This window comes from Megasphaera hexanoica (genome assembly GCF_043520715.1).
Taxonomy (GTDB): Bacteria; Bacillota; Negativicutes; order Veillonellales; family Megasphaeraceae; genus Megasphaera; species Megasphaera hexanoica.
In genome coordinates, this window is record NZ_CP171361.1 from 1,093,983 (window position 1) to 1,115,137 (window position 21,155).

The 21,155-nt window shown below is 44.9% G+C and carries 22 protein-coding genes; 16 read left to right on the plus strand and 6 right to left on the minus strand.

The window, feature by feature from the left end; translation table 11 throughout:
* Genes ACGTIC_RS05210 through ACGTIC_RS05220 form a run of 3 tightly spaced genes read left to right on the plus strand, consistent with a single transcriptional unit; the run spans position 1 to position 2,685 of the window.
* On the plus strand, positions 1 to 1,074 hold the full coding sequence (locus tag ACGTIC_RS05210) for a baseplate J/gp47 family protein (protein WP_113855034.1): 1,074 nt from the start codon (positions 1 to 3) through the stop codon (positions 1,072 to 1,074).
* A complete protein-coding gene (locus ACGTIC_RS05215; protein WP_113855033.1) occupies positions 1,067 to 1,708 on the plus strand; it encodes a putative phage tail protein in 642 nt (213 codons plus the stop codon). Before ACGTIC_RS05210 ends, ACGTIC_RS05215 begins: the two co-directional genes overlap by 8 nt.
* A complete protein-coding gene (locus ACGTIC_RS05220) occupies positions 1,708 to 2,685 on the plus strand; it encodes a phage tail protein (protein ID WP_394522670.1) in 978 nt (325 codons plus the stop codon). The genes ACGTIC_RS05215 and ACGTIC_RS05220 overlap by 1 nt, the downstream gene beginning before the upstream one ends.
* Before the next feature lie 2,021 nt (positions 2,686 to 4,706).
* Here ACGTIC_RS05220 and ACGTIC_RS05225 read toward each other — a convergent pair.
* Positions 4,707 to 5,747, minus strand: a complete 1,041-nt coding sequence (locus ACGTIC_RS05225; protein WP_113855031.1) for a site-specific integrase — start codon at positions 5,745 to 5,747, stop codon at positions 4,707 to 4,709.
* A 52-nt stretch (positions 5,748 to 5,799) separates the two neighbouring features.
* Between ACGTIC_RS05225 and ACGTIC_RS05230 the strand changes: the two genes are divergently transcribed.
* From ACGTIC_RS05230 to ACGTIC_RS05260, 7 genes are all read left to right on the plus strand, one after another.
* The gene (locus tag ACGTIC_RS05230) at positions 5,800 to 6,255 is read left to right on the plus strand and encodes a hypothetical protein (RefSeq protein WP_113855030.1); all 456 of its coding nucleotides are present in this window, start codon (positions 5,800 to 5,802) and stop codon (positions 6,253 to 6,255) included.
* Positions 6,252 to 6,386, plus strand: a complete 135-nt coding sequence (locus ACGTIC_RS05235) for a hypothetical protein (protein ID WP_257536590.1) — start codon at positions 6,252 to 6,254, stop codon at positions 6,384 to 6,386. Before ACGTIC_RS05230 ends, ACGTIC_RS05235 begins: the two co-directional genes overlap by 4 nt.
* 1 nt (position 6,387) lies before the next feature.
* Complete coding sequence (locus ACGTIC_RS05240; protein WP_113855029.1) at positions 6,388 to 6,735, plus strand: hypothetical protein; 348 nt, start codon at positions 6,388 to 6,390, stop codon at positions 6,733 to 6,735.
* Position 6,736: 1 nt separating this feature from the next.
* Complete coding sequence (locus ACGTIC_RS05245; RefSeq protein ID WP_257536589.1) at positions 6,737 to 6,913, plus strand: hypothetical protein; 177 nt, start codon at positions 6,737 to 6,739, stop codon at positions 6,911 to 6,913.
* On the plus strand, positions 6,910 to 7,467 hold the full coding sequence (locus tag ACGTIC_RS05250; RefSeq protein WP_113855028.1) for an N-acetylmuramoyl-L-alanine amidase: 558 nt from the start codon (positions 6,910 to 6,912) through the stop codon (positions 7,465 to 7,467). Before ACGTIC_RS05245 ends, ACGTIC_RS05250 begins: the two co-directional genes overlap by 4 nt.
* Positions 7,468 to 7,479: 12 nt before the next feature.
* A complete protein-coding gene (locus tag ACGTIC_RS05255) occupies positions 7,480 to 7,773 on the plus strand; it encodes a hypothetical protein (RefSeq protein ID WP_113855027.1) in 294 nt (97 codons plus the stop codon).
* A gap of 241 nt (positions 7,774 to 8,014) precedes the next feature.
* Positions 8,015 to 8,431: a hypothetical protein gene (locus ACGTIC_RS05260; protein WP_113855026.1), complete on the plus strand. Its 417-nt coding sequence runs from the start codon at positions 8,015 to 8,017 to the stop codon at positions 8,429 to 8,431.
* A 59-nt stretch (positions 8,432 to 8,490) separates the two neighbouring features.
* On the opposite strand, the gene ACGTIC_RS05265 is transcribed toward ACGTIC_RS05260, so the two are convergent.
* Positions 8,491 to 9,960 carry an amino acid permease gene (locus ACGTIC_RS05265; protein WP_113855025.1) on the minus strand — a complete coding sequence of 490 codons (1,470 nt, stop codon included), beginning with the start codon at positions 9,958 to 9,960 and terminating at the stop codon, positions 8,491 to 8,493.
* A 270-nt stretch (positions 9,961 to 10,230) separates the two neighbouring features.
* Between ACGTIC_RS05265 and ACGTIC_RS05270 the strand changes: the two genes are divergently transcribed.
* From ACGTIC_RS05270 to ACGTIC_RS05290, 5 genes are read left to right on the plus strand one after another with little or no spacing between them, the layout of a single operon-like run.
* Positions 10,231 to 10,641, plus strand: coding sequence for a zinc ribbon domain-containing protein (locus tag ACGTIC_RS05270; RefSeq protein WP_162816182.1), 411 nt, complete (start codon positions 10,231 to 10,233; stop codon positions 10,639 to 10,641).
* A 21-nt stretch (positions 10,642 to 10,662) separates the two neighbouring features.
* On the plus strand, positions 10,663 to 11,208 hold the full coding sequence (locus ACGTIC_RS05275) for a hypothetical protein (protein WP_059076869.1): 546 nt from the start codon (positions 10,663 to 10,665) through the stop codon (positions 11,206 to 11,208).
* A 12-nt stretch (positions 11,209 to 11,220) separates the two neighbouring features.
* Entirely contained in the window at positions 11,221 to 11,487 is a 267-nt protein-coding gene (locus ACGTIC_RS05280; protein WP_059076870.1) for a chorismate mutase, read from the plus strand.
* On the plus strand, positions 11,465 to 13,657 hold the full coding sequence (locus tag ACGTIC_RS05285; RefSeq protein WP_236699677.1) for an ATP-dependent RecD-like DNA helicase: 2,193 nt from the start codon (positions 11,465 to 11,467) through the stop codon (positions 13,655 to 13,657). Before ACGTIC_RS05280 ends, ACGTIC_RS05285 begins: the two co-directional genes overlap by 23 nt.
* Positions 13,654 to 14,289: a ComF family protein gene (locus tag ACGTIC_RS05290; protein WP_113855023.1), complete on the plus strand. Its 636-nt coding sequence runs from the start codon at positions 13,654 to 13,656 to the stop codon at positions 14,287 to 14,289. Before ACGTIC_RS05285 ends, ACGTIC_RS05290 begins: the two co-directional genes overlap by 4 nt.
* Before the next feature lie 87 nt (positions 14,290 to 14,376).
* Here ACGTIC_RS05290 and ACGTIC_RS05295 read toward each other — a convergent pair whose 3' ends face one another.
* From ACGTIC_RS05295 to ACGTIC_RS05310, 4 genes are all read right to left on the minus strand, one after another.
* The gene (locus tag ACGTIC_RS05295) at positions 14,377 to 14,979 is read right to left on the minus strand and encodes an HD-GYP domain-containing protein (RefSeq protein ID WP_394522675.1); all 603 of its coding nucleotides are present in this window, start codon (positions 14,977 to 14,979) and stop codon (positions 14,377 to 14,379) included.
* 23 nt (positions 14,980 to 15,002) lie between these two features.
* Positions 15,003 to 15,512 (minus strand): S-adenosylmethionine decarboxylase family protein, encoded by a 510-nt coding sequence (locus ACGTIC_RS05300; RefSeq protein ID WP_059076874.1) that lies wholly within the window; start codon positions 15,510 to 15,512, stop codon positions 15,003 to 15,005.
* 202 nt (positions 15,513 to 15,714) lie between these two features.
* Positions 15,715 to 16,119, minus strand: a complete 405-nt coding sequence (locus ACGTIC_RS05305) for a hypothetical protein (protein ID WP_059076875.1) — start codon at positions 16,117 to 16,119, stop codon at positions 15,715 to 15,717.
* 36 nt (positions 16,120 to 16,155) lie between these two features.
* Complete coding sequence (locus ACGTIC_RS05310) at positions 16,156 to 17,067, minus strand: LysR family transcriptional regulator (protein ID WP_059076876.1); 912 nt, start codon at positions 17,065 to 17,067, stop codon at positions 16,156 to 16,158.
* 506 nt (positions 17,068 to 17,573) lie between these two features.
* Between ACGTIC_RS05310 and nifJ the strand changes: the two genes are divergently transcribed.
* Positions 17,574 to 21,089, plus strand: a complete 3,516-nt coding sequence (nifJ, locus tag ACGTIC_RS05315; RefSeq protein ID WP_113855022.1) for a pyruvate:ferredoxin (flavodoxin) oxidoreductase — start codon at positions 17,574 to 17,576, stop codon at positions 21,087 to 21,089.
* Positions 21,090 to 21,155: the final 66 nt, after the last annotated feature.

Consider the following 21,155-nt stretch of genomic DNA (forward strand, 5'->3'; position numbering starts at 1 on the left):
ATGTTTGAAGCAAAAACACAGGAATCTATACAATCAGAATTAAAAACAATCTATGAGAAAGAATTAAACGGGCAGGTATCAACCATCGAAGGGACATTCATTGGCGATAACTTAGCGGCTAATGCTGTAGAGTTTGAAAAAAGCTATGCTGAAATGTCATTGATTGTCGATGCGGCTTTTGCTCAAACCTCATGGGGGCAGTATTTAACAATGAGGGCCGCCGAATTTGGCATTGACCGCAAAGAAGCGGTAAAAGCAAAAGGGATAGTAACAGTAACCGGGACAGGCGTCGTTAATAGCGGCGCTATTTTTAGTACAGACGGCGGAATACAATTCCAGGCAGTAAATACAACGACTATAAATGGCACAGCGGACATCAATGTTGAAGCTGTGGAAGCCGGCGAAAAAGGGAATGTTGCGGCGGGAACTGTCGTGAAAATACCAGTAACTATTACTGGCATATCATCCGTCACGAATGAAAAAGCTATGAGTGACGGATATGATGCGGAAACGGATGCGTCATTGTTAAGCCGGCTGTTGTTACATGTCCGCAATCCGATTACATCTGGAAACGCTAACCACTATAGGGAGTGGACACTATCAGTAGCTGGTGTTGGAAATTGTCAGGTCATCCCGTTATGGAACGGGAATGGAACTGTCAAAGTATCCATCATAGATGAAAATAAAGACATTGCCAGCACGAATCTGATAAATCAAGTAGCCGCATATTTAGATACAGTTAAGCCGATAGGCGCAACTGTAACAGTATCGACGCCAACATATTTAGATGTCACTGTATCAGCCCGGGTTAGAGTAGTTACAGCCTATAAAGACACTTATAAAGAGGTACTAAAAAAGGCGATTAATGACTATTTGATTGATGAAGGCTTTTCAAGTGATTATATAACAGCGTCTTCGATTATCAGTATTGCTAAAATCGGGCAAATTATGCTGGCAACGGGGGTGATATCAGACTATGACGAATTGAAGCTGAACGGAGATATCCAATACATTACTATTGCCGCTGAAAAATTACCACGGCTAAGCACACTGGAGGTGACAGAACTTGAATAGCTTTATCCGTAAGGGGAAAGTAGACCTATCAAAATATTTACCGGAATACCTTGTAAAAGATTCCATATTTTCAGCGATGCTAAAAGCCGAATCCCAGGGGCATGAATTGCAAAGAGCTGATATGGAAAAACTATTGGAGCAATTTTTTGTAGAGACGGCAACGGATGCCCTTGAAAACTGGGAGACGTTCCTTGGTATTGATGTCAATAAAAATCTTAGGAATGAAGATAGACGCAATAGAATTTTAGCCAAAATAAAAGGAACGCAGACAGTAACTATTAATTTTATGACAAGGTTGGTTAACACGTATATAGCCGATGGAAAAGCGGAAGTCGCAGACCTGCCAAAGGATTATGCAATAAAGATTTACTACCATGGTGGACAAGTTACAGATTATGGCAAACTTCACCATGCAATAAAAACGTATATACCGGCTCATATTGGCTATAAGCTATCAACGATTACCAGGGTAAAGCGACAGCTTCACTGCAGCGCGAGAATCAGGGAACACAATGTAATAAAAATAAAAACGCGCACAGATGCAAGCACGTCAGTACAGCCAGGTACATTACATGTAAAGATGAAAATAATTCATTCTTATTCCCAGATAAAAATTAGGGGGGGTATTAACTAATGGCACAGTTTCCAGATATGACACCGACAACTAACGGCGACAAAATGTTAATCCAAGCAGTAAACGGACATAAATTAGTTTTCACCCGCGGCGCATTCGGCAGCGGGTCATTATCTGATAGTGATGATATCAAAACATTTACGGCATTAAAAAGTGAAAAGATGTCATTGCCAATTGTAGATACCACAGTATCTGATACAGGCGAAAAAATCACATTGACTTTTAATTGCAGCAATAGCAGCCTGGACACAGGCTTCATCAACCGCGAAGTAGGCGTATTTGCAAAGCTCGACGATGGTGATGAAGTATTATATAGCTATTCAAATGCTGGGATGGCCTATGACTATATTCCGTCAAATGAAACGCCGACTAATGAAAACACTTTTGAAATCGAAGTATATATTAGCTCTGAAGCGGAAATCAACGTTACCATTGACGGATCTATCGTATATCTGACAAAAGAACAGGTAGAAGAAAAAATAGATAATCATGACAAAACAACGACGGCCCACGGGCAAGCCTTCGCGGCGCACAATGACGATGAAACCGCCCATAGCAAACTGTTCGGACTATGCGAAAAAATAGCCGATTTGGGCGATGACATCATAAAAAAACTGGCATTAACAACAACCATTACAGCAATCACCGCGCTGACAACGGATAGCTGGTTTGGGCAATTACTGAAGCTGGTACTTACAGCATCCGGGGTGAAGTATTTAGCAGCACAAAATGGATATCTCTGCCTAGGGAGCTTTTTTGGAAATATAATTATACAGTGGGGAGTTTATGGCCGTGCAGATTTGGGAGTAACTTTCCCGCTTGCATTTAACCAATTGTTTGCAGTCGTGCCTGCCTGGGCTGGAGGCGGTACGGAGCAATCATATGCATGGACAATTGCGAATGAATCATCATCTGGCTTTTCCGTATATCGGCAAGGCGGAAGCATCGGCGTTTATTACATCGCAATAGGCAAGTAGACAGTGGATAAAAGGACAAGGTATAGAAGTAAAATGCACTTACCCTCTGGCAATGATGCAGTTTTTTACAGCGACCGCTGTGCATCTTGACAACTCGCCAGATATTGATCATGACAGGACGACAATGTTTCAGATTCATGCTCCGTCAAATACTTCTTTAACGATTGCATCACAAGCAGCATCTGGGGACCCAGAGTTTTTGGTTTTGATAATCGGAAGGTAAACAGTGGGGAAGATATAGCTTGAGCAATTCCGGTGGCGGATGGGTTACATTCCCCATTTCTTTTTATAATACCCAATATGTTATAAATACTACTCATTACAACAGTCTTTCATCAAGAATAGATATATACTTAGAAATATCTTATTTGAATACAAGCCAGTGCTACATACGCTCATCGATAGACTCTGCTGAAGTTTACGTAATAGCAATGGGATACTAAACAGTGGGGAATTAGTGATGTGATAAAACTTGTAAAGCTATTTGACATACCCGAGTACAATCCACTCACAAGGAATATTATCATTGCTACTGTCAGTGTCTAACAAAAAGAATTTACCGTTTTTCTTTATGAATCTGACATATATATCGTCGTTTACTTCGCTAGACACTTGACTTAATCCAATTAATACTTTATCCATGACAATTGGGTATTTTATATAATAACTCGCATTATTTGTGTCCGGATCTGAATATCCATATCCGTTTCCCCACTGTTCAACAGTGGGTAGTTCTGAGCATGACTAATAGAACAAGCTTCACTATTACAACCCCAATTGCTTTTAGTAGGTGCTTGGCTGGCGTTGTATCTGATTATGGTGATGCACGGCTTTCATTTGGATTCAACCATGATAAGCTTGTCTGCTATGGTCCAGGTCTATCCACCCCTACAACTTGCAATATTATCATGATTGGTATTTAGACAGTGGGGATATGGCAACGAGGCTATGCCACTTAACCTGCCTTTATCGGCAGCGATATTAAGTATTGTCGGGATGCACGAAGGCACCACTAAACAAGTTGTGACTTACTCGGCAAGGCAAAATAAATGGATTGGAGACGACTCGGAATTAGCCCTACTATACATTGCTCTCTGTAAATAGACAGTGGGGAAGTCAGCAGTCTGGCAACAACTGGCAAGTATACTATCCCATGGTTTTCAACAGCGCAGTATACGGCGTCTGGATCATTGATTACGCCGCAAAGACTAATAATTTACAGTATGCTGGCGTAGGCGAGTCAGAAAGTGGGCTAAATGGATTTAAGATGTATACCAGCGCATCCAATAATATGGGGATAGCCTTTTTGGCTATCGGCCGATAACAATGTGGTTTGCCGCCGGGCTTCCGGATGCGGATGTTCTAAAGATACAGCACTGTCTACTTGGTGATGGCTAAATAAAAGCACGTCCCAGTTGAAACGCCGGTAGCGTTGACGATTTGTATATACCCATCAGCATTCCCGGTTACTGATATAAAATGCGATGAGTCCTTATTATCCCAGATTGATACGGTATATTGTAATATTGTTGCTGATATAGGGAGATTAATGTGAGTCTGACTATTAACTGTTCCCCACTGTCTATTGCCCAATGGCGATCCATTGGGCGTCGCAGTCAGGCTTATTATTGTCCTCTACGTCTAACGTAAACCCAGCAAGCGTGCCCGATTCTCGGGCCTGTGACCGCATCCACGTCACGCCTTGGTGGTTGGTCACAAGCTTACGAAACTGAGCGAAAGCCACCGGAAAAGCCACCCATCCATAGCGGTTACTTCCCCACTGTTTACCATATCGAAAGAAGGTGAAGATAGTGCTAAAAACATAGACATTATCAATTATTTTTGCAAAAGTGAGAATATCGTATTAAAGCTATTTGTCGTAGTTTTGCTGCTTTAAAAAGTGGGCAGATGCTATATATTTTTTGATTTTAAAAATAGCGAGTCATAGACAGGAAAAACCGTTTCCGAATGCTGATAATCAGCACCGGGAACGGTTTTATTTTGAGCGAGTTATGAGCAATTTATTTTAAGAGCTCGATACATTTTCTAAGCTGCCTAAGTCCTTTATGGGTATAAACGCGTTCTGTAATGTCGCCGCCGGCATGTCCCAGAATCCGTCTTTTGGCGGTCTCGTTGGCGCCGGCATTATCAAGCAGCGTCGCAACAGTGTGGCGGGTATCGTGAGGCGTATGATTTGATCCGTTGATTAATTTCATTGCCTTATTCCAGACAGATGAGCGATACCTGGTATAGTCATAGGGACGTCCGGAAGAATCGCAAATTAAGAAGATACCGGGATTTGAAAGACGACTCAATATAAAAGGCATTATTTTGGGATGGATTGGAACGACACGAATGCCAGAAGCCGTCTTTGATTTGGTGATTCGAATAAAACGCTGGCGAAGATTTATGTTTTTCTTTTCAATCTGCAGCATCTCACTGACGCGAAGTCCGGTATAAAGAAGAATCAGCACAGAATCGACGCCAGGGACATCTGTATGGTTCCATAGCCTATTGATTTTCTGGCGGCTAATAATATGATGCGGATAAATAGGCCGGTTTTTGCCGATTGATATAAGAGCAGCATAATTCGTGCTACATATATTTGACTTTATGGCATATTGATAAAGCAAACTTAGTAAATTCTTGACTTTTTTACAGCTGGAATACGATAAATGCTGATGATTACGCATGTCATCTATGACGGCTTGAAGCTCTAAAAATTCTAGATCCGAAAAATGACGGTCATAAAGAGCAGCACAATGCTTAAAAGAATTTTCATAGCTGCTTTTAGTACTTTCGGACAACTCAGCGCCTTCATTCAGATGAAAAGGAAGCCAGCGAAAATATAGCTCTGCAAATGTGATGGATTTTCTACGGAAAGGATGATGATCCTTATGATGATCCGCAAAATAAGTCGCTTGAAAGATTTTAGCTTCATACAATGTTTCAAACGCTGCAATATATTTCTGTTTACCAGCGACGGTAGCTATAAATGCGTACGGCCGCCTCCGGGCGCCGCTCATTAAGCGGATGCAGCCATAGCCGTTTGGATTTTTCAAATCAAACACTCCCTTTATTTTAATATAATATTAGTATTATAGGAGACAGAATATGTTTAAAACAAATGTAGAGTATTATGGGGTGGGTTTTGATTCTTCCGGGAATAGAATTTGCGCCCACATCTGTGATTTTGACCCTAAAAAAGAAAAGAATGCCGGAAAAGTGGAAGAGCTGCTGAAAAAGGTAAAAGAAACCGAAAACGTAACGGTAGCAGAAATCGTAGACTCCGATACATATAACAAGTACCTTAACGGCGGTTGTGTAAGGAATATGGAAACTGGGCAGCCTGTAGATTATGTACCACCTGAACAGACTGCTGAAGAAAAAGCAGCGGTGGAAAAAGCCGCCTTGAAATTTGAATATGAATCGAACAAAAGTGAGATGCTGGAGGCGTTACAGTCGGCGCAACTGGCAGGTAATGCAGACGCAGTGGCAAGTATTCAGCAGGATTACAAAGACATGACAGCAGCATACAAAGAGGCCGTGGAAGGAGTGAAGGTTGAATGAGCTTTTGGAAGAAAAAGAAGTATTGCCCATATTGCGGTAGTGAACTGAAGACAGATGGAAGCTGCCCAAACAAAGATTGTATTGCATATAAAGGAAGCGACAGTAATCAGACGACAACGAAAGAAGGATGATATGATGGAATGGCTAACATTGATTCTAACCGGAATATCGTCAGTGTTGTCAGGCGTATTGTCAGGGATATTGCTATGGAAATTCAAGCAGCGCACAGTAGCGGAAAAAGCGGAAAAGGACGAAGCAGAGAAGAAACACACGGCACTTGTCCAGGGCGTTGTTGCCATGCTTAGAGATAGGCTGATTGATGTAATGGATTATCACATAGACGCTGGATGGTGCCCCGTGCATAAGGTGGAAGTCATCAACAAAATGTATTTATCTTATCATGATTTAGGTGGCAATGATATCGTATCAAAGACGTATCAGCGATTTGTCAATCTTCCGCATCAGCCTGGGGATGATTAAAATGTTTGACAAAATAAATATTGTGGATTTGGCGGTCATTATCGGACTCGTAGCAGCGCTGATATTGGCCATTTTTTATAATCAAAATGAGCTGGCAATGAGCATTGCCAGCGGATTGCTAGGGTATATTGGCGGGAATATAAAAACCGCAGTGACAAAAAAGGAGAATGAGAAATGAGAGTGTATATTAATCCCGGCCACGATTTAACTTACGACAGCGGGGCCGTTAATCCTAACAGCGGGTTACGTGAATGCGACGTAGCCGCAAAAATCGGTGGGAAAGTAAAGGAATACTTAGAAGCGGCCGGCTGTGAATGCCGGCTTTTACAGTCTGATAATCTTTATTATGACAGCGATTACGCCGACAGGCCCGTTGCAGTATGTGCAGATGCGAACGCATGGCCAGCCGATATTTTTGTCAGCATTCATTGCAATGCCGCGAATAGTGCCGCCCGTGGCACCGAAGTGGAATGTTACAACAGGATGAGCGATGGGGGTAATCTTGCTCAATGTATTCAGGGGCAGATTGTCCATGCATTAAAAACCGTGGACCGCGGCGTGAAAGAAATGCCAGGGCTTGCAGTGTTGAAACATACAGACATGCCGGCAGTATTAGTAGAGACGGCTTTCATTGATAATGACGATGACGCGCGTCTACTAGTTGAAGATTGGGATAAATTTGCAGCGGCGATTGCTCGTGGCGTGACAGATTATGAATGTAGCTTACAGTGAGGAGAGATAAAAATGAGCAAATGGACAGAAGTACGTGACACTATTGTAAATGCATTGGACGTAAATTCTATTACAGAAGAAGTAAAAGAACAGCTGACGCAAAACATCATTGATGAATTATTCCCGGCCATTGAAGCGGCTGCCGACAAATTCACGGCAACAATCAAGGAACAAGCAGCCAATGAAACAGGCTGGAACAAAATCCGTGACAGTATTGTATTGCCTTGCGTCATTGACGGCACAATTTACCTGGCTAAATATGTGCTCAATAAAACAGTAACTAAAACCACTGAAACACAAGCATAAAAAAATTATTATATAGTATAAAACCCCGGCGCATTTGCCGGGGCTTTTTTTATGAAATTGATTACGGAGCATAGTAGCGGTATTACGCACAAGCGAGAACTGCAAAATGGCTAGTATAAAAATTAAAGAATATGTTCGCATTAGTATCGTTCTGGGTCACCACAGGCAGCTCATACATTTTGTGTGAGCTGCTTTTATATTGTATGATCCTCATTCTTTTTGGTTAGCTAGGTGAATAGATATGAAGTATGGATATGCTTGCGTAGATCCTTCTTTTTTTATGGATTTTCAACAGAATATGCCTCAGCAGAAGGAACTATTGCGGGCCGGCGTTAAGATGGAACACTTGATTATCGAGGATATGAATCCCCGTCATCCGGGCCATCCTGCCAGAAGGCTGCTGTTACGCCGTTTAAAAGCTGGTGATGAACTGGTCTGTTACTCTCAGCGTGATCTTGGTGAAACGGCTGAAGAACGTTGGAACTGCCTGAATTGCCTGTCTGGCCGCCATGTGGCAATCCGCATGCTGCATATGACCTATGAACCTGATAAGGCAGCTGCAACTATCACGTTTTCTTCTCTGCGTGACGCTGTACGGGAAAGATGCTTTGCTTTGTGTTCGCGTCATGAATTATCACCTGAAACGAAAAAATTATAATGTTATATAATAAAAGGATGTAACGAAGTGTCTTTGTCATTTCGTTACATCCTTTTTTGCTACGGCTTAATTTTCCGATTTCCTTCGCGGGAGAGATTGACTTCTTTCAGAGGGATGATATGCGTATGGTTCTTTGCTTTATGCCATAAGAATACGGCCAAAAACACAGGTATACCTATGTAGGCAACACTGGCACCATACCAGTCAATTTCCGTGCCGGTAAAGGCAGAATAATTCTGACCTGCCGTGACGATGATACACATCAGTAAGGCCAGAAGAGGGCCGAAGGGGAACCACTTTGCGCGGTATGGAAGGTCTTTCAGATTCTTACCTTGTGCGACATAGGCACGACGGAAACGGTAATGGCAGATGGCAATACCTATCCAGGTGATGAAGCCGGCCATACCGCTGATGTTTACCAGCCAGTCATAGGCTTTGCCTTCCCCTATGAGTGAGGTCAGGAAGGCCGCCAGTCCGAAGACGACGGTGGCAAAGAGAGCATTCGTAGGTACACCTCGTTTATTCAGCTTCAGGAAGCATCTCGGTGCCTGACCTGTTTCAGCCATGGCATACAACATACGGGTCGAGACGTACAGACCGGAGTTGCCGGCTGATAACACGGCAGTCAGTATGACCGCGTTCATGACGGACGCAGCTGCTGCCAGCCCGAATCGTTCAAATACCAGCGTGAACGGACTTACGGAAATATTCTCAATTTCTGTATTGAGTAAATTGGGATCGGTGTATGGGATCAGGAAGCCGATGACAATAAACGCACCTAAGTAAAAGAGAAGGATGCGCCAGAAAATTGATTTGACAGCGCGGGGAACATTTTTTTCCGGATCTTCGCTTTCACCGGCAGCGATGCCTATCATTTCTGTTCCCTGGAATGAAAATCCGGCTACCATGAAAATCCCCAACATAGCCGTGAAACCACCGACAAAAGGTGCATCACCGATGGTCCAGTTTGTAAATCCCGGTGATGGTTCCGGTCCCAGTCCCAGAATGAGAAGGGTACCGGCAAAGAGAAATACGAGTACCGTGAGTACTTTTATACCGGCGAAAATGAATTCACTTTCACCATATGAGCGGGTTGAGAGGTAATTCAATGTGAATAATACGATAAGAAAAATCCCGCTCCAGATGGCTGCTGGTATATCAGGGAACCAGTATTTCATGATCAGCGCTCCGGCAACTAATTCAGCTGCTACGGTAATTGCCCAGTTGAACCAGTAATTCCATCCCAGGGCAAATCCCAGGGATTTGTCTACATAGCGGTTTGCATAGGTTTCAAAAGAGCCGCTGACAGGCAGATATGCTGCCATTTCTCCCAGGCTTGTCATGAGAAAGTAGACCATGATACCAATCAGGGAATAGGCGACGAGTGCACCGCCCGGACCAGCTGTACTGACCGTTTCCCCACCGGCTACGAACAGTCCTGTGCCGATGGCGCCGCCAATGGCGATCATGTTCATATGTCGTGCTTTCAGACTTCGTCGCAGGCCTTCTTCGTGCTGTTCTTCTTGCATGAAATCACTACCTTTATATGTAATTGTATAAGAACACCCCAATACTTTTTATTATACAGAAGTTTATATAGGATAGCAATGGGATTATTCTTGTTATAGTATACATTTTAACGTATACTATAACATCTGTCTAATATATAGATAAGATACCTGTTCGTTGCATGTAGGCTGCTTTTACAGGTTTTACAGGGGATTTGCTGTTCATGCTGATTTAACGTATAATATGTATCATGGTATGTATTATGAATTTAGTATAGAAGGTGAATGAATATGTCTTTTATAGCATATATTATCTTTGCTGTCCTCGTCGGGATATGGGCAGGCCGCAGGGGACGAAATGGTATTATCTGGACGCTGGCTGCTCTTTTGGTCAGCCCCGTACTGGCTGCTATCGTACTAGCTGTCATGAAAGATTTATCTATTGAACAGGAACTTGAACGGAGCCGGAGGGAAAATGGCATGCTGAAAGAACGGGTAGCAGTCTCTGAAGCGGATATGCATTCGCGGATGGATCATATAGAAAATCGCATGGATCATCTCGAAGGCAATGAACCGGGAAAAATCCGACAGGAAAAGAAGCGGGAAATAGAAGGCAGTCCATCGCCCCGTTTTTGTAAGCACTGTGGAAACAAGGTGCCGGACGACAGCTTGTTTTGTCCCAAATGTGGGTCACGGTTATGATGCAGGAGGAGTGGCAGGAAGATGATAAAAAAAATCCGTCATTATTATGGTTCTTCCTATATTACACTGGCTGGTGAAATAAGTCTGGCTCCTGAATCAAGAGGCAAGCTGTTTACATTGACACCAGATCTGAAACAGACGATAAACCAGATGATTTCTGTATTACAGGAGGATTACCCTTTTATCCGGTATGATATACAAGAAGGTATTATGGAGACAACTATCAGCTTGTTTGCCTATCAGAGTGCCTGTTCAGATTCTCTATTCCTGGACCACTTGAAACAGTGGCTGATTCAGTTGACGCGCGTCTTATATGCTCATCATTGTATTGTTACGATACACTGTAATGGGACTATTATACAAGACGGAATCGCCAGAGAGTTCTGCCTGCTGAATAAAGGAGAAGAAATCCAGTATAAGATTACTGCCGAAAAAGCGGTTACGTTTGTACAGCATGTCATGTTTTCTCCATGGTGGCGGGGAAGCCTGACTATTATTTTACTGATTGTGCTGATTTGGTTAGTATGGGAACAACTGACTCCCCAGCCGGCAGGACAACTTTTTTAGGAGTGATACGAAATGGAACTGGAAACATGCCGGCATGAAATCGACCGGCTGGATCAGGAATTGACGAAGCTGTTGGAAGCACGGATGAAAATTGTCGCACAGGTAGCTGCCTATAAGAAAGAACATCATCTGGAAATATACGATCCCCGGCGTGAACGGGCAGTCCTAGATAAAATTGCCGGACTGGCAGCAGATAAAGAGCTTGCGCCCTATTTACAGACGATTTACCGTTGTATTATGGATGAAAGTAAGAACTATGAACGAAAACGCATGGAATGACGCTATGATAAAAGAAAACAATACATTACAAGGTGTCGTGGAACGCATTTTGTTTGAAGCACCCGATTCGGATTATCTTGTATTCCGCCTGCGCCGTGAAGATGATGATTCTGTCGTCACTGTGACGGGAAATGGCAGTAAACCTTTGGTAGGTGACCGGCTGGAGGTCCAGGGGCGATGGACAGAGCACCGACGGTATGGCAGACAGTATCAGGCCGGTTGCTGGAAACGCCTGGTTCCCGATACGGAAGAGGGGATGGAGCGGTTCCTGGCATCAGGGGCTGTCAAGGGGATAGGCCCGTCTCTGGCACATCGCATCGTGGAAGCTTTTGGCAGCGGGGCTATGGAGGTATTGGAAAAAGAACCGCAGCGTCTCCTGGAAATAGAGGGCATTGGCAGAAAGAAACTAGCAGATATAACGGATTCGTTCCGTAAAGAGAAAGAAGTAAATGACATTGCTCTTTGCCTGGAAACACACGGTATTTCCGGCCGGTTTGCCTCACGTCTGGTACAGAAATATGGCAGTGATACTCAATATGTACTGGAGCATGAACCGTACCGGATGATTCTGGAAATCGAAGGGATCGGGTTTAAAACGGCAGATCAGATGGCCCTTGCCTTCGGACTGGATCCGTCTTCCGAGGAACGGCTGGTAGCAGGTATGACCTATGTGCTTTCTGAAATGACGGGAAATGGGCACGTTTGTATACCCGATACGGAGTTGATCCGCCGGACGGCCTCTGTCCTGCGGGCGGATTCTTTGCAATTACGGAATATCCTGGAAGAAGCCCTTGACATCGGCCAATTGATATCGGCTGATTATGGTGGTGGAACCTATATTTATATGCCGGAAATGCATGACGAAGAATGCGACATAGCCAGACGGATTCAATATATGTCTGAAATGAAGCCTTTGCCTGTTCATACGCCGGTTCAACTATTTTTAGACCGCTGGCAGGATATCTGCCATTTTGAACTGGCAGAAAAACAGAGAGAAGCCGTCGAAGCGTCGTTGCAGTCGGGATTATTGGTCATCACTGGGGGACCGGGAACCGGGAAGACGACGGTTGTGCAGACTATTATCAGTCTGGCTGAACAGGAACAATTGCGTATCATTTTATGCGCGCCGACGGGCCGGGCTGCCAAACGCCTTTCTGAAACGACGGAGCGAAAGGCACTGACGATTCACCGCCTGCTGGTCCCTATGGGGTTCCATGGCCGTATGCAGATATTTGAATATAATGAAACGAATCTTCTCAAAGCAGATCTGGTCATCGTCGATGAAGTATCGATGCTGGATATGAGCCTCATGTATCACCTTTTCCAGGCACTTCCACCATCTTGCCGCGTCATTCTGGTCGGCGATGCCGATCAACTTCCTTCTGTGGGGGCCGGATCTGTCCTGCACGATATTATCCGTTCCGGATGCGTATCCGTTATCCGTCTGGACACGATTTTCCGTCAGCGGGAAGGCGGCCGCATCGTAACCAATGCCCATCTGATTAATTACGGCCGGATGCCTGTTGTCAATGAAGACGAGGAATTTCGCTTTATTACGATTGACAGCGAAAGTCAGGGAGCAGAAATCATCAGCCAGTTATATGAATCGGAAACGTCTGAGACGGGGGATAAGTTTGCCGTGCAAGTGTTATCTCCTATGTACCGGCAGGATTGCGGCGTCGATCATCTGAATGCCCTCATACAGGAAAAGACGAATCCTCCGTCACAGGGAAAGACGGAATTAAAGAATGGACATACCTTATACCGCACAGGCGACAAAGTCATGCAGAAGCAAAATGATTATGAAAAGGGCGTATTCAATGGTGACATAGGCGAAGTATTTGCTGTAACGGACAAGATCGTATATGTTCGTTATCCAGAACACGATGTCAAATATGAAGGGCCGGAACTGGATGAAATAACGCTGGCCTATGCCATTACGGTCCATAAAAGCCAGGGAAGCGAGTATCAAGTCGTCATTATGGCATTAGTCAATAGTCATGCCATCATGCTTCAGCGGAACCTCCTGTATACGGCAGTAACCAGGGCTAAACGTAAGGTAATCCTGGTTGGGACGAAACGGGCGTTAGAAAGAGCTGTAGAGAACGTGCGGACCAGTCAGCGCCATACACTGCTGGCAGAGCGGATACGCCGGGAAGAAATTACATGACGAACTGGTTGCATACCTTTCTCTATCCGCCCCGTTGTCCTGGATGCGGCCGGCCTGTGAAACGCCATGGAACCTGGTGTTTTCTCTGTTTTCAATCGGTATGGCATCCCCGGATCATTGATGGCAGCCGCCGTAATCATCTTGACGGATGTTATGCTCTGACCGATTACAGGGGCTGTATACGGCGTGTTCTGCAGCAGATCAAGTATGAGCGGAAATTCCAATATGAGGCGGCATGCTTGTATTTGTTATCCCGGTTTCCCTGGATGAGAGACATCCAGCTGGATATAGCTGTTCCCGTTCCGCTGTCGCTGATCAGACTCCAAAAGCGGGGGTATAATCAGAGCGAGTTTATTTTTCGTTCCTGGGCGGAGACATTCACCGTCTGGTCGGACGCCTTGCAGCGGCGGAGGGCTACTCAATCCCAGTGGACTCTGTCATGTCCGGAAAGAGCGAAAAATGTAGCCGACGGATTTTCTGTCAAATACGGTGTGAGAATACAAGGGAAATCGATTCTTCTGGTCGACGATATTTATACGACTGGTGCTACCATGGAATCCTGTGCCCATGCGCTAAAGAAAAAAGGCGCTGCCAGAGTGACCGGTCTTGTCATCGCCAGCGGTGCCAGATGAGGATGATATACGAATAAAACGGACAGGTAACGATATGTGTTTCGTCACCTGTCCGTTTTGATAGAGCATTATCATTTCAATATGTTTTTAGCCCAGCGTTTCAATAAAAGCTTTGACGATTTCCGGATCGAAAAGAAGTCCGGAAGCGCTAAACAATTCCCGCACGGCCTGTGTTTTGGTTTTAGCCCAGAATTCGGTGCTGGGATTAATAATCGTATCGTAATAGTCGGCTACGGCTATTATGCGGGCACCAAGGGGAATATTGGCCCCCCACAGGTGTTTGGGAAATCCGGAACCGTCCCATCGTTCGTGATGATATACAATATACGGGATGATGTCCTGGCAGCAGGGGATATTTTCTATCATGTTGCCGCCTGCTGCGGCATGGCGTTTATACATCGCTTTTTCGCTGCGGTTCAGATAGGGGATTTTAGCCAGCAGGGTATTTGATACAAACAATAGTCCCACATCATGAAGCAAAGCAGCATGTTTTATCTGCTCAATTTCACTCTTTGGCAGAGCTAATTTGGCCGCTACACTGACGCTGTAATTGGCAACTTGCAGAGAATGCATGTACAGCCTATGGCTTTTTAGTTGTATAAACTGCAACAAATCAGCGGTAATGGCGTCTAGAGATTCTCTTTCTTCAGACCCGATGCCGGCTGATTGGTTAAGTGACATCATAAACATAGAGACAAACCCTTCCGTAAAACTTATTTCTTTCTATTCTGATAGCTGCGTATACGCCGGGAACGTTTAGGATGGCGGAGAATAGAAAACATCTTGGCGCTGGTACGCTTGATGCGTGCGCCTGTATTTTTCATTCTTCGTACCGTTGTAATCTTGCTTTTGCGTTTCGGACGCATGTCCCGGATAGAACCAAAATCACCACGGCGGATACTTGTCGCTTTGATGCGGTCTGATTTTAAGATAATTTTCAGGGCACTCATGATTTTACTTGCCTGAAGATCCGTATTAAAGCTATAGATATCGACTGCGGCATAAGAAAGATCAGGATAGGTATGTATGCAAAGATGTGCATTGCCGGAAACGGCAATGCAGGTCAGTTCATTATCGAGATGATAGAAACTCGCCCCATCTAACGTGGCCCCTACGAGCTCGAAAGCGCGTTCAACTAAAGGCTGTAAATCTTCAGGATCTGTAAACACAGCCTTACAGTTATAAAAGTCAATCAGTAAATGTTTTCCTAATGTATTGTTCATAGAATCCACCCATCGTTTAGTTACAGTTCATTATATAATTTTTTATCTTCCTTGTAAACGTGATTTCTGAATCCGTAAGCTATTTGTAAAACTATACTCATTTTATATGCTGAAATCGGAAAAAGGATTTGACAATACCATTATTGACGTTCTTGACGAAAAAAGGCTGCCGCACGTCAGAGCGTGTGGCAGTCTTTTACAATCAGTTTCCTAATTTCCATGTATTTTCTAAAACACGGAAGTGGAGGTCATGCCATTTTTTATTCAGGTCTTCCATTGATTCATACGTCGAATAGAGAAGATTATTATGTTTCTGGCTGGCTTGTTCCAATTGGGTGAGCCGGGTCTGCTGTGTATGCACTTCTTCTTTCAGAAGAGCTACTTCATACTGTAAAGCCGCGATCCAGAAAAACTGGATTACCACTAATATCACAGCGGCTGTCAGAGACAGAACCAGACATTTTTCCAGTCCGGACAAAGCCTGGTAACGCGTTTTCAATATACGCTTTTGCCGGTCATATTCTTCTTCCGGACGGACATCCTTATGGTCAGTATCTGACTGTGATAGCGATATGATGCGGCGTTTTAGCGAACTGGGCAGACTCAAAATGGCACACCTTCCTGCTTAGTATGGTTATATTCATCAGATATTCGATATGGTACGTGTCTTATTGCGGACAAAATCGAGCCACAGCTGGGCGGCATGAGACAGGTAGTGGCCGCGTTTCCAGATGACATAGAGAACGTGCATGATTTCTGGTTCAACGAGAGGACGTACGACGACCTGCTCTGCTACGCGGGGATTCGATTCTTTATTCGGGCAGATGCGGCTGGGCAGGAGTGCCACACCCAGGTTGGCGACGACCGTCTGGATCATCAGGTCGCGCTGGCTGGTTTCGAAAACGATTTTTGGCTGAAAGCCGATTTTTTTGCAGTCCTGGATGATTTCATCATGGAGATTGAAATCGTCACGGTACAGTACGAGCGATTCATTGGCCAGCTTCTTCAAGGGAATTGTTTTTTCTTTGGAGAGGATATTGTCTCTGTGGATGATTACGTTCATCGGATCCTGGGTCAGGAAGAAAGATTCGAAATCTTTTTCTTTCGGCTGGGTACAGATAATACCCAGGTCAATCAATCCTTCCTGGACACTGATTTCTACTTTCTTGGAGCCGTGTTCATATAAATCCAGTTCAATCTGGGGGTATTCCTGTTTGAATGCACCGAGAAGATTGGCGAAAATCGGGGCGCCCGTAATAGGAGGCAGGCCGATAAGGACAGTACCTTGTTCCAGTTTGAACTCATTTTCAAAATCGGTCTTCAAATGTTCAAACATGAAGACGACCCGCTTGGCATGGGAAAGGAATATGGTACCCGCATCGGTCAGTTCAACGGCTTTTGCGTTACGCATAAAGAGTACGACGCCTAATTCTTCTTCCAGTGCCTTGATTGTGCGGCTGATAGCCGACTGGGAGATGTGCAGTGTGCGTGCAGCTTTGCTGAAAGATTTTTTGTCAGCTACTTCGACAAAATATTTGAGATGATGAAAGTCCATAGTCTTACCTCCTGTTAATGAACACTGAAAGAGTATATGTTTACATATAGGAACATGAGAATATTAAAAATAGCATACGTTTTAGTATTGAATTGTAAAGGTCAAAAGCCTATAATTACGTTGTAAGGAAAAGTTACAAGTACGTTCGGCATACAATGACTAAAGAGAAAAGGTCACCAATCAAATTGCTTTGCATATGTGTAATACTACATTTATAGTATTACACAATTGGAATAATAGCAATACTTTTTGAAGAATCTTTATAACTTTTTTATATGATTTGTTTATTTTTGTGTCATAAATACGCCAATGTATACAGAATACATTGCAAAAGAAGCATAGACAAATCAAAATGGTTCTTCTTCCTTTTCGCTACGACATGTATGTTATTTATGGGTCGTACTAAACTTTGCTTGTCAATGTAAGGTACACATGCTGCTGCTATAATTAATGTATCTTATATTGGTTTATACATCTATATTTTTATTAAGGAGCGTGTATTATCTATGAGTAAGTTCAAAACCATGGATGGCAATGAAGCTGCTGCATGGGTCTCCTATGCATTTACTGAAGTTGCCGCAATTTATCCTATCACGCCGTCTTCGCCTATGGCTGAACACGTCGATGATTGGTCCGCTGCCGGTCAGAAGAACCTTTTCGGTAACACCGTAAAAGTTATTGAAATGGAATCTGAAGCTGGTGCGGCTGGTGCGTTCCACGGTTCTTTACAGGCTGGCGCTTTGACAACGACGTATACGGCTTCCCAGGGCTTTTTGCTCATGATCCCGAATATGTACAAAGTTGCCGGTGAATTACTCCCTGGTGTATTCCACGTAGCTGCCCGTGCTCTGGCTAACCATGCACTGAGCATTTTCGGCGATCATCAGGACGTTATGTCTGCCCGTGCTACTGGCTGCTGTCTCTTGGCTGAATCCAATGTCCAGGAAGTCATGGATCTTGGCGGCGTCGCTCACCTGGCAGCTCTGAAAGGCTCGCTTCCGTTCATCAATTTCTTTGATGGTTTCCGTACATCTCATGAAATTCAGAAAGTTGAAGTTATGGATTATGATAACTTCAAAAAACTGATTGACTGGGATGCTGTCAAAGCTTTCCGCAAACGTGCCCTGAATCCGGATAAACCGGAAATCCGCGGCACTGCAGAAAACCCGGATGTATACTTCCAGCACACTGAAGCCAGCAACCGCTTCTACGATGCTATGCCGGATATCGTTGCTGACTACATGGCTAAGATTTCCGAAATCACTGGCCGTACGTACAAACCGTTTAACTACTACGGCGCAGAAGATGCAGAATCGATTATCGTTTCCATGGGTTCTCTCTCTGACGTAGTTAAACAGGCTGTTGATTATCTGAACAGCAAAGGCGAAAAAGTTGGCGCTATCAATGTCCATCTGTATCGTCCGTTCTCTGCTAAATATCTGTCTGCTGTACTGCCGAAGACCGTTAAAAAGATTGCTGTCATCGACCGTACAAAAGAACCGGGCTCCCTTGGCGAACCGCTGTATCTGGATATTGTTGACTTTGTTAAAGAACAGGGCCTCGATATCGATGTCATCGGCGGCCGTGCCGGTCTTGGCTCCAAAGACGTTGTTCCGGAAGATATCCTCCCCGTATTCGAAGAAGTCAAGAAAGAACATCCGCTCAATGGCTTCACAATCGGTATCGTTGATGATGTAACCAACCTTTCCCTGCCGCGTGCTCCGAAGATGCCGCTCAACACGGAAGGCCTTACATCTTGCAAATTCTGGGGCTTCGGTTCCGACGGTACTGTTGGCGCTAACAAATCCGCTATCAAGATCATCGGTGACCACACCGACATGTATGCTCAGGCATACTTTGCTTATGACTCCAAGAAATCCGGCGGCGTAACGATTTCTCACCTCCGCTTTGGTAAGAACCCGATCGATATGCCGTATCTGATCGATGCTGCTGATTACATTGCATGTCATCGTCAGTCCTATGTTAAACGGTTCGACATCCTCCGCGGCATTAAAGACGGCGGTACGTTCATGCTGAACTGCACATGGACAGATGAAGAACTGGATAAAGAACTGCCGGCTAAGATTAAACGTGCTATCGCTAAGAATCACGTTAAATTCTACACCTTGAACGGCGATGCTATTGGCCAGAAACTGGGCCTCGGCACACGTATCAACATGGTCATGCAGGCTGCATTCTTTGCTCTTGCCAAGATTATTCCTGTTGAAGATGCCGTTAAATATCTGAAAGATTCCATCATCAAGAACTATGGCAAGAAAGGCCAGAAAGTCGTTGACATGAACAATGGCGCCGTTGATGCTGGTATTAAAGAATTCCACGAAGTAAATTATCCGGCTTCCTGGGCTGATGCTGAAGACGAAGTTGTCGAAGGTCGTCCGGTTCCGGAATACTTCGAAAAAGTTGCTGCTCCGATGCTCGGCCAGGTTGGCGACGACCTGAAAGTATCCGATTTTGTCGGCCGTGAAGATGGCACGATGCCTTCCGGTACTGCAAAATTCGAAAAAGCCGGCCCGGCTCTGCACGTTCCTGCCTGGGATGCAGAAAAATGCGTTGGTTGTATGCAGTGCTCCTTTGTCTGCCCGCATGCTACGATCCGTCCGGTACTGACCACTGCTGAAGAACTGGCAGCTGCTCCGGAAGGCTTCAAAGCTGCTGCTAAGGCAAAGAGCGGTAAAGAATACAATGTTACGATTGTTGTAGACCAGCTCGACTGCCTCGAATGCGGTTCCTGCGTCAACGTCTGCCCGGCCAAAGCTCTGACCATGGTTCCGAACGACGACAAAGAACGCGCTAAGATGGATTTCTGGTACTATGCACAGGATAAGGTAGCTCCGAAAGCTAACCCGCAGAACAAGAAGACGGTTATCGGCAGCCAGTTCGAACAGCCGTTGCTCGAATTCTCCGGTGCCTGCGCAGGCTGCGGCGAAACACCGTATGTCAAACTGCTCACACAGCTCTTTGGCGATCGCATGATGATTGCTAATGCTACAGGCTGCTCCTCTATCTGGGGTGCATCCGCTCCTGTTTCCCCGTACACTACAAACGCCAAAGGTCATGGTCCTTCCTGGGCTAACAGCCTCTTCGAAGATGCTGCTGAATTTGGTCTCGGCATGTTCATGGGCGTAGATAAAGTACGTAAAGACCTGGCTGATGAAGTAGAAGCTGCCAAAGCTGTTGCTTCTGACGAACTCCAGGCTGCTCTCAGCGACTGGGCTGCCAACATGTATGAAGGCGAAGGTTCCCGTGAACGCGCTGATAAAGTAGTTGCTCTCCTTGAAAAAGAAGCAGCTGGCAAACCGGTCCTGGAAGATATCCTCGAAAAGAAACAGTACCTCGTTAAACGTTCCCACTGGATCATCGGTGGTGATGGCTGGTCCTATGATATCGGTTACGGCGGTGTTGACCACGTACTCGCACAGGATCAGGATGTAAACGTTCTCGTACTCGATACGGAAGTTTACTCCAACACAGGCGGCCAGTCCTCCAAAGCTACTCCGTCCGCTGCTGTTGCCCAGTTTGCCGCTTCTGGTAAACGCACGAAGAAGAAAGACCTCGGCATGATGGCTATCTCCTATGGCTATGTATATGTAGCTCAGGTAGCTATGGGCGCTGATAAGAACCAGCTCCTCAAAGCTATGACCGAAGCTGAAGCTTATCATGGTCCTTCCCTCGTCATCTGCTATGCTCCTTGCATCAACCATGGTATCCGTAAAGGCATGGGCAAGAGCCAGACAGAAGAACAGCTTGCTGTACAGTGCGGTTATTGGGATCTGTTCCGTTACAACCCGGATCTTAAAGAAGCTGGCAAGAATCCGTTCAGCCTCGACTCCAAAGAACCGGATTATAGCAAATTCCAGGAATTCTTACAGGGTGAAGTTCGTTATGCTTCCCTTAAGAAAGGTTTCCCGGAACAGGCCGAAGCTCTCTATGCTAAGACAGAATCTGATGCAAAAGCACGCCGTCAGTCCTATGTCCGCTTCCAGAAAGGTTTCGAAGCCTAAGACACAGCTTATATGTGCATAACATATTAACTATGAGCAAGCCCCGCTACGGCGGGGCTTGTTTTA

Excerpts from the sequence above, each read along its gene's own strand:
- ACGTIC_RS05290 (WP_113855023.1), top strand. The coding sequence starts at position 13,654 with ATGACGAACTGGTTGCATACCTTTCTCTATCCGCCCCGTTGTCCTGGA.
- ACGTIC_RS05255 (WP_113855027.1), top strand. The coding sequence starts at position 7,480 with ATGAGCAAATGGACAGAAGTACGTGACACTATTGTAAATGCATTGGAC.
- ACGTIC_RS05300 (WP_059076874.1), bottom strand. The coding sequence starts at position 15,512 with ATGAACAATACATTAGGAAAACATTTACTGATTGACTTTTATAACTGT.
- ACGTIC_RS05230 (WP_113855030.1), top strand. The coding sequence starts at position 5,800 with ATGTTTAAAACAAATGTAGAGTATTATGGGGTGGGTTTTGATTCTTCC.
- ACGTIC_RS05220 (WP_394522670.1), top strand. The coding sequence starts at position 1,708 with ATGGCACAGTTTCCAGATATGACACCGACAACTAACGGCGACAAAATG.
- ACGTIC_RS05310 (WP_059076876.1), bottom strand. The coding sequence starts at position 17,067 with ATGGACTTTCATCATCTCAAATATTTTGTCGAAGTAGCTGACAAAAAA.
- ACGTIC_RS05260 (WP_113855026.1), top strand. The coding sequence starts at position 8,015 with ATGAAGTATGGATATGCTTGCGTAGATCCTTCTTTTTTTATGGATTTT.
- ACGTIC_RS05235 (WP_257536590.1), top strand. The coding sequence starts at position 6,252 with ATGAGCTTTTGGAAGAAAAAGAAGTATTGCCCATATTGCGGTAGTGAA.
- ACGTIC_RS05210 (WP_113855034.1), top strand. The coding sequence starts at position 1 with ATGTTTGAAGCAAAAACACAGGAATCTATACAATCAGAATTAAAAACA.
- ACGTIC_RS05240 (WP_113855029.1), top strand. The coding sequence starts at position 6,388 with ATGATGGAATGGCTAACATTGATTCTAACCGGAATATCGTCAGTGTTG.
- ACGTIC_RS05250 (WP_113855028.1), top strand. The coding sequence starts at position 6,910 with ATGAGAGTGTATATTAATCCCGGCCACGATTTAACTTACGACAGCGGG.
- ACGTIC_RS05280 (WP_059076870.1), top strand. The coding sequence starts at position 11,221 with ATGGAACTGGAAACATGCCGGCATGAAATCGACCGGCTGGATCAGGAA.
- ACGTIC_RS05275 (WP_059076869.1), top strand. The coding sequence starts at position 10,663 with ATGATAAAAAAAATCCGTCATTATTATGGTTCTTCCTATATTACACTG.
- ACGTIC_RS05270 (WP_162816182.1), top strand. The coding sequence starts at position 10,231 with ATGTCTTTTATAGCATATATTATCTTTGCTGTCCTCGTCGGGATATGG.
- ACGTIC_RS05285 (WP_236699677.1), top strand. The coding sequence starts at position 11,465 with ATGAACGAAAACGCATGGAATGACGCTATGATAAAAGAAAACAATACA.
- ACGTIC_RS05295 (WP_394522675.1), bottom strand. The coding sequence starts at position 14,979 with ATGTTTATGATGTCACTTAACCAATCAGCCGGCATCGGGTCTGAAGAA.
- ACGTIC_RS05265 (WP_113855025.1), bottom strand. The coding sequence starts at position 9,960 with ATGCAAGAAGAACAGCACGAAGAAGGCCTGCGACGAAGTCTGAAAGCA.
- ACGTIC_RS05245 (WP_257536589.1), top strand. The coding sequence starts at position 6,737 with ATGTTTGACAAAATAAATATTGTGGATTTGGCGGTCATTATCGGACTC.
- nifJ (WP_113855022.1), top strand. The coding sequence starts at position 17,574 with ATGAGTAAGTTCAAAACCATGGATGGCAATGAAGCTGCTGCATGGGTC.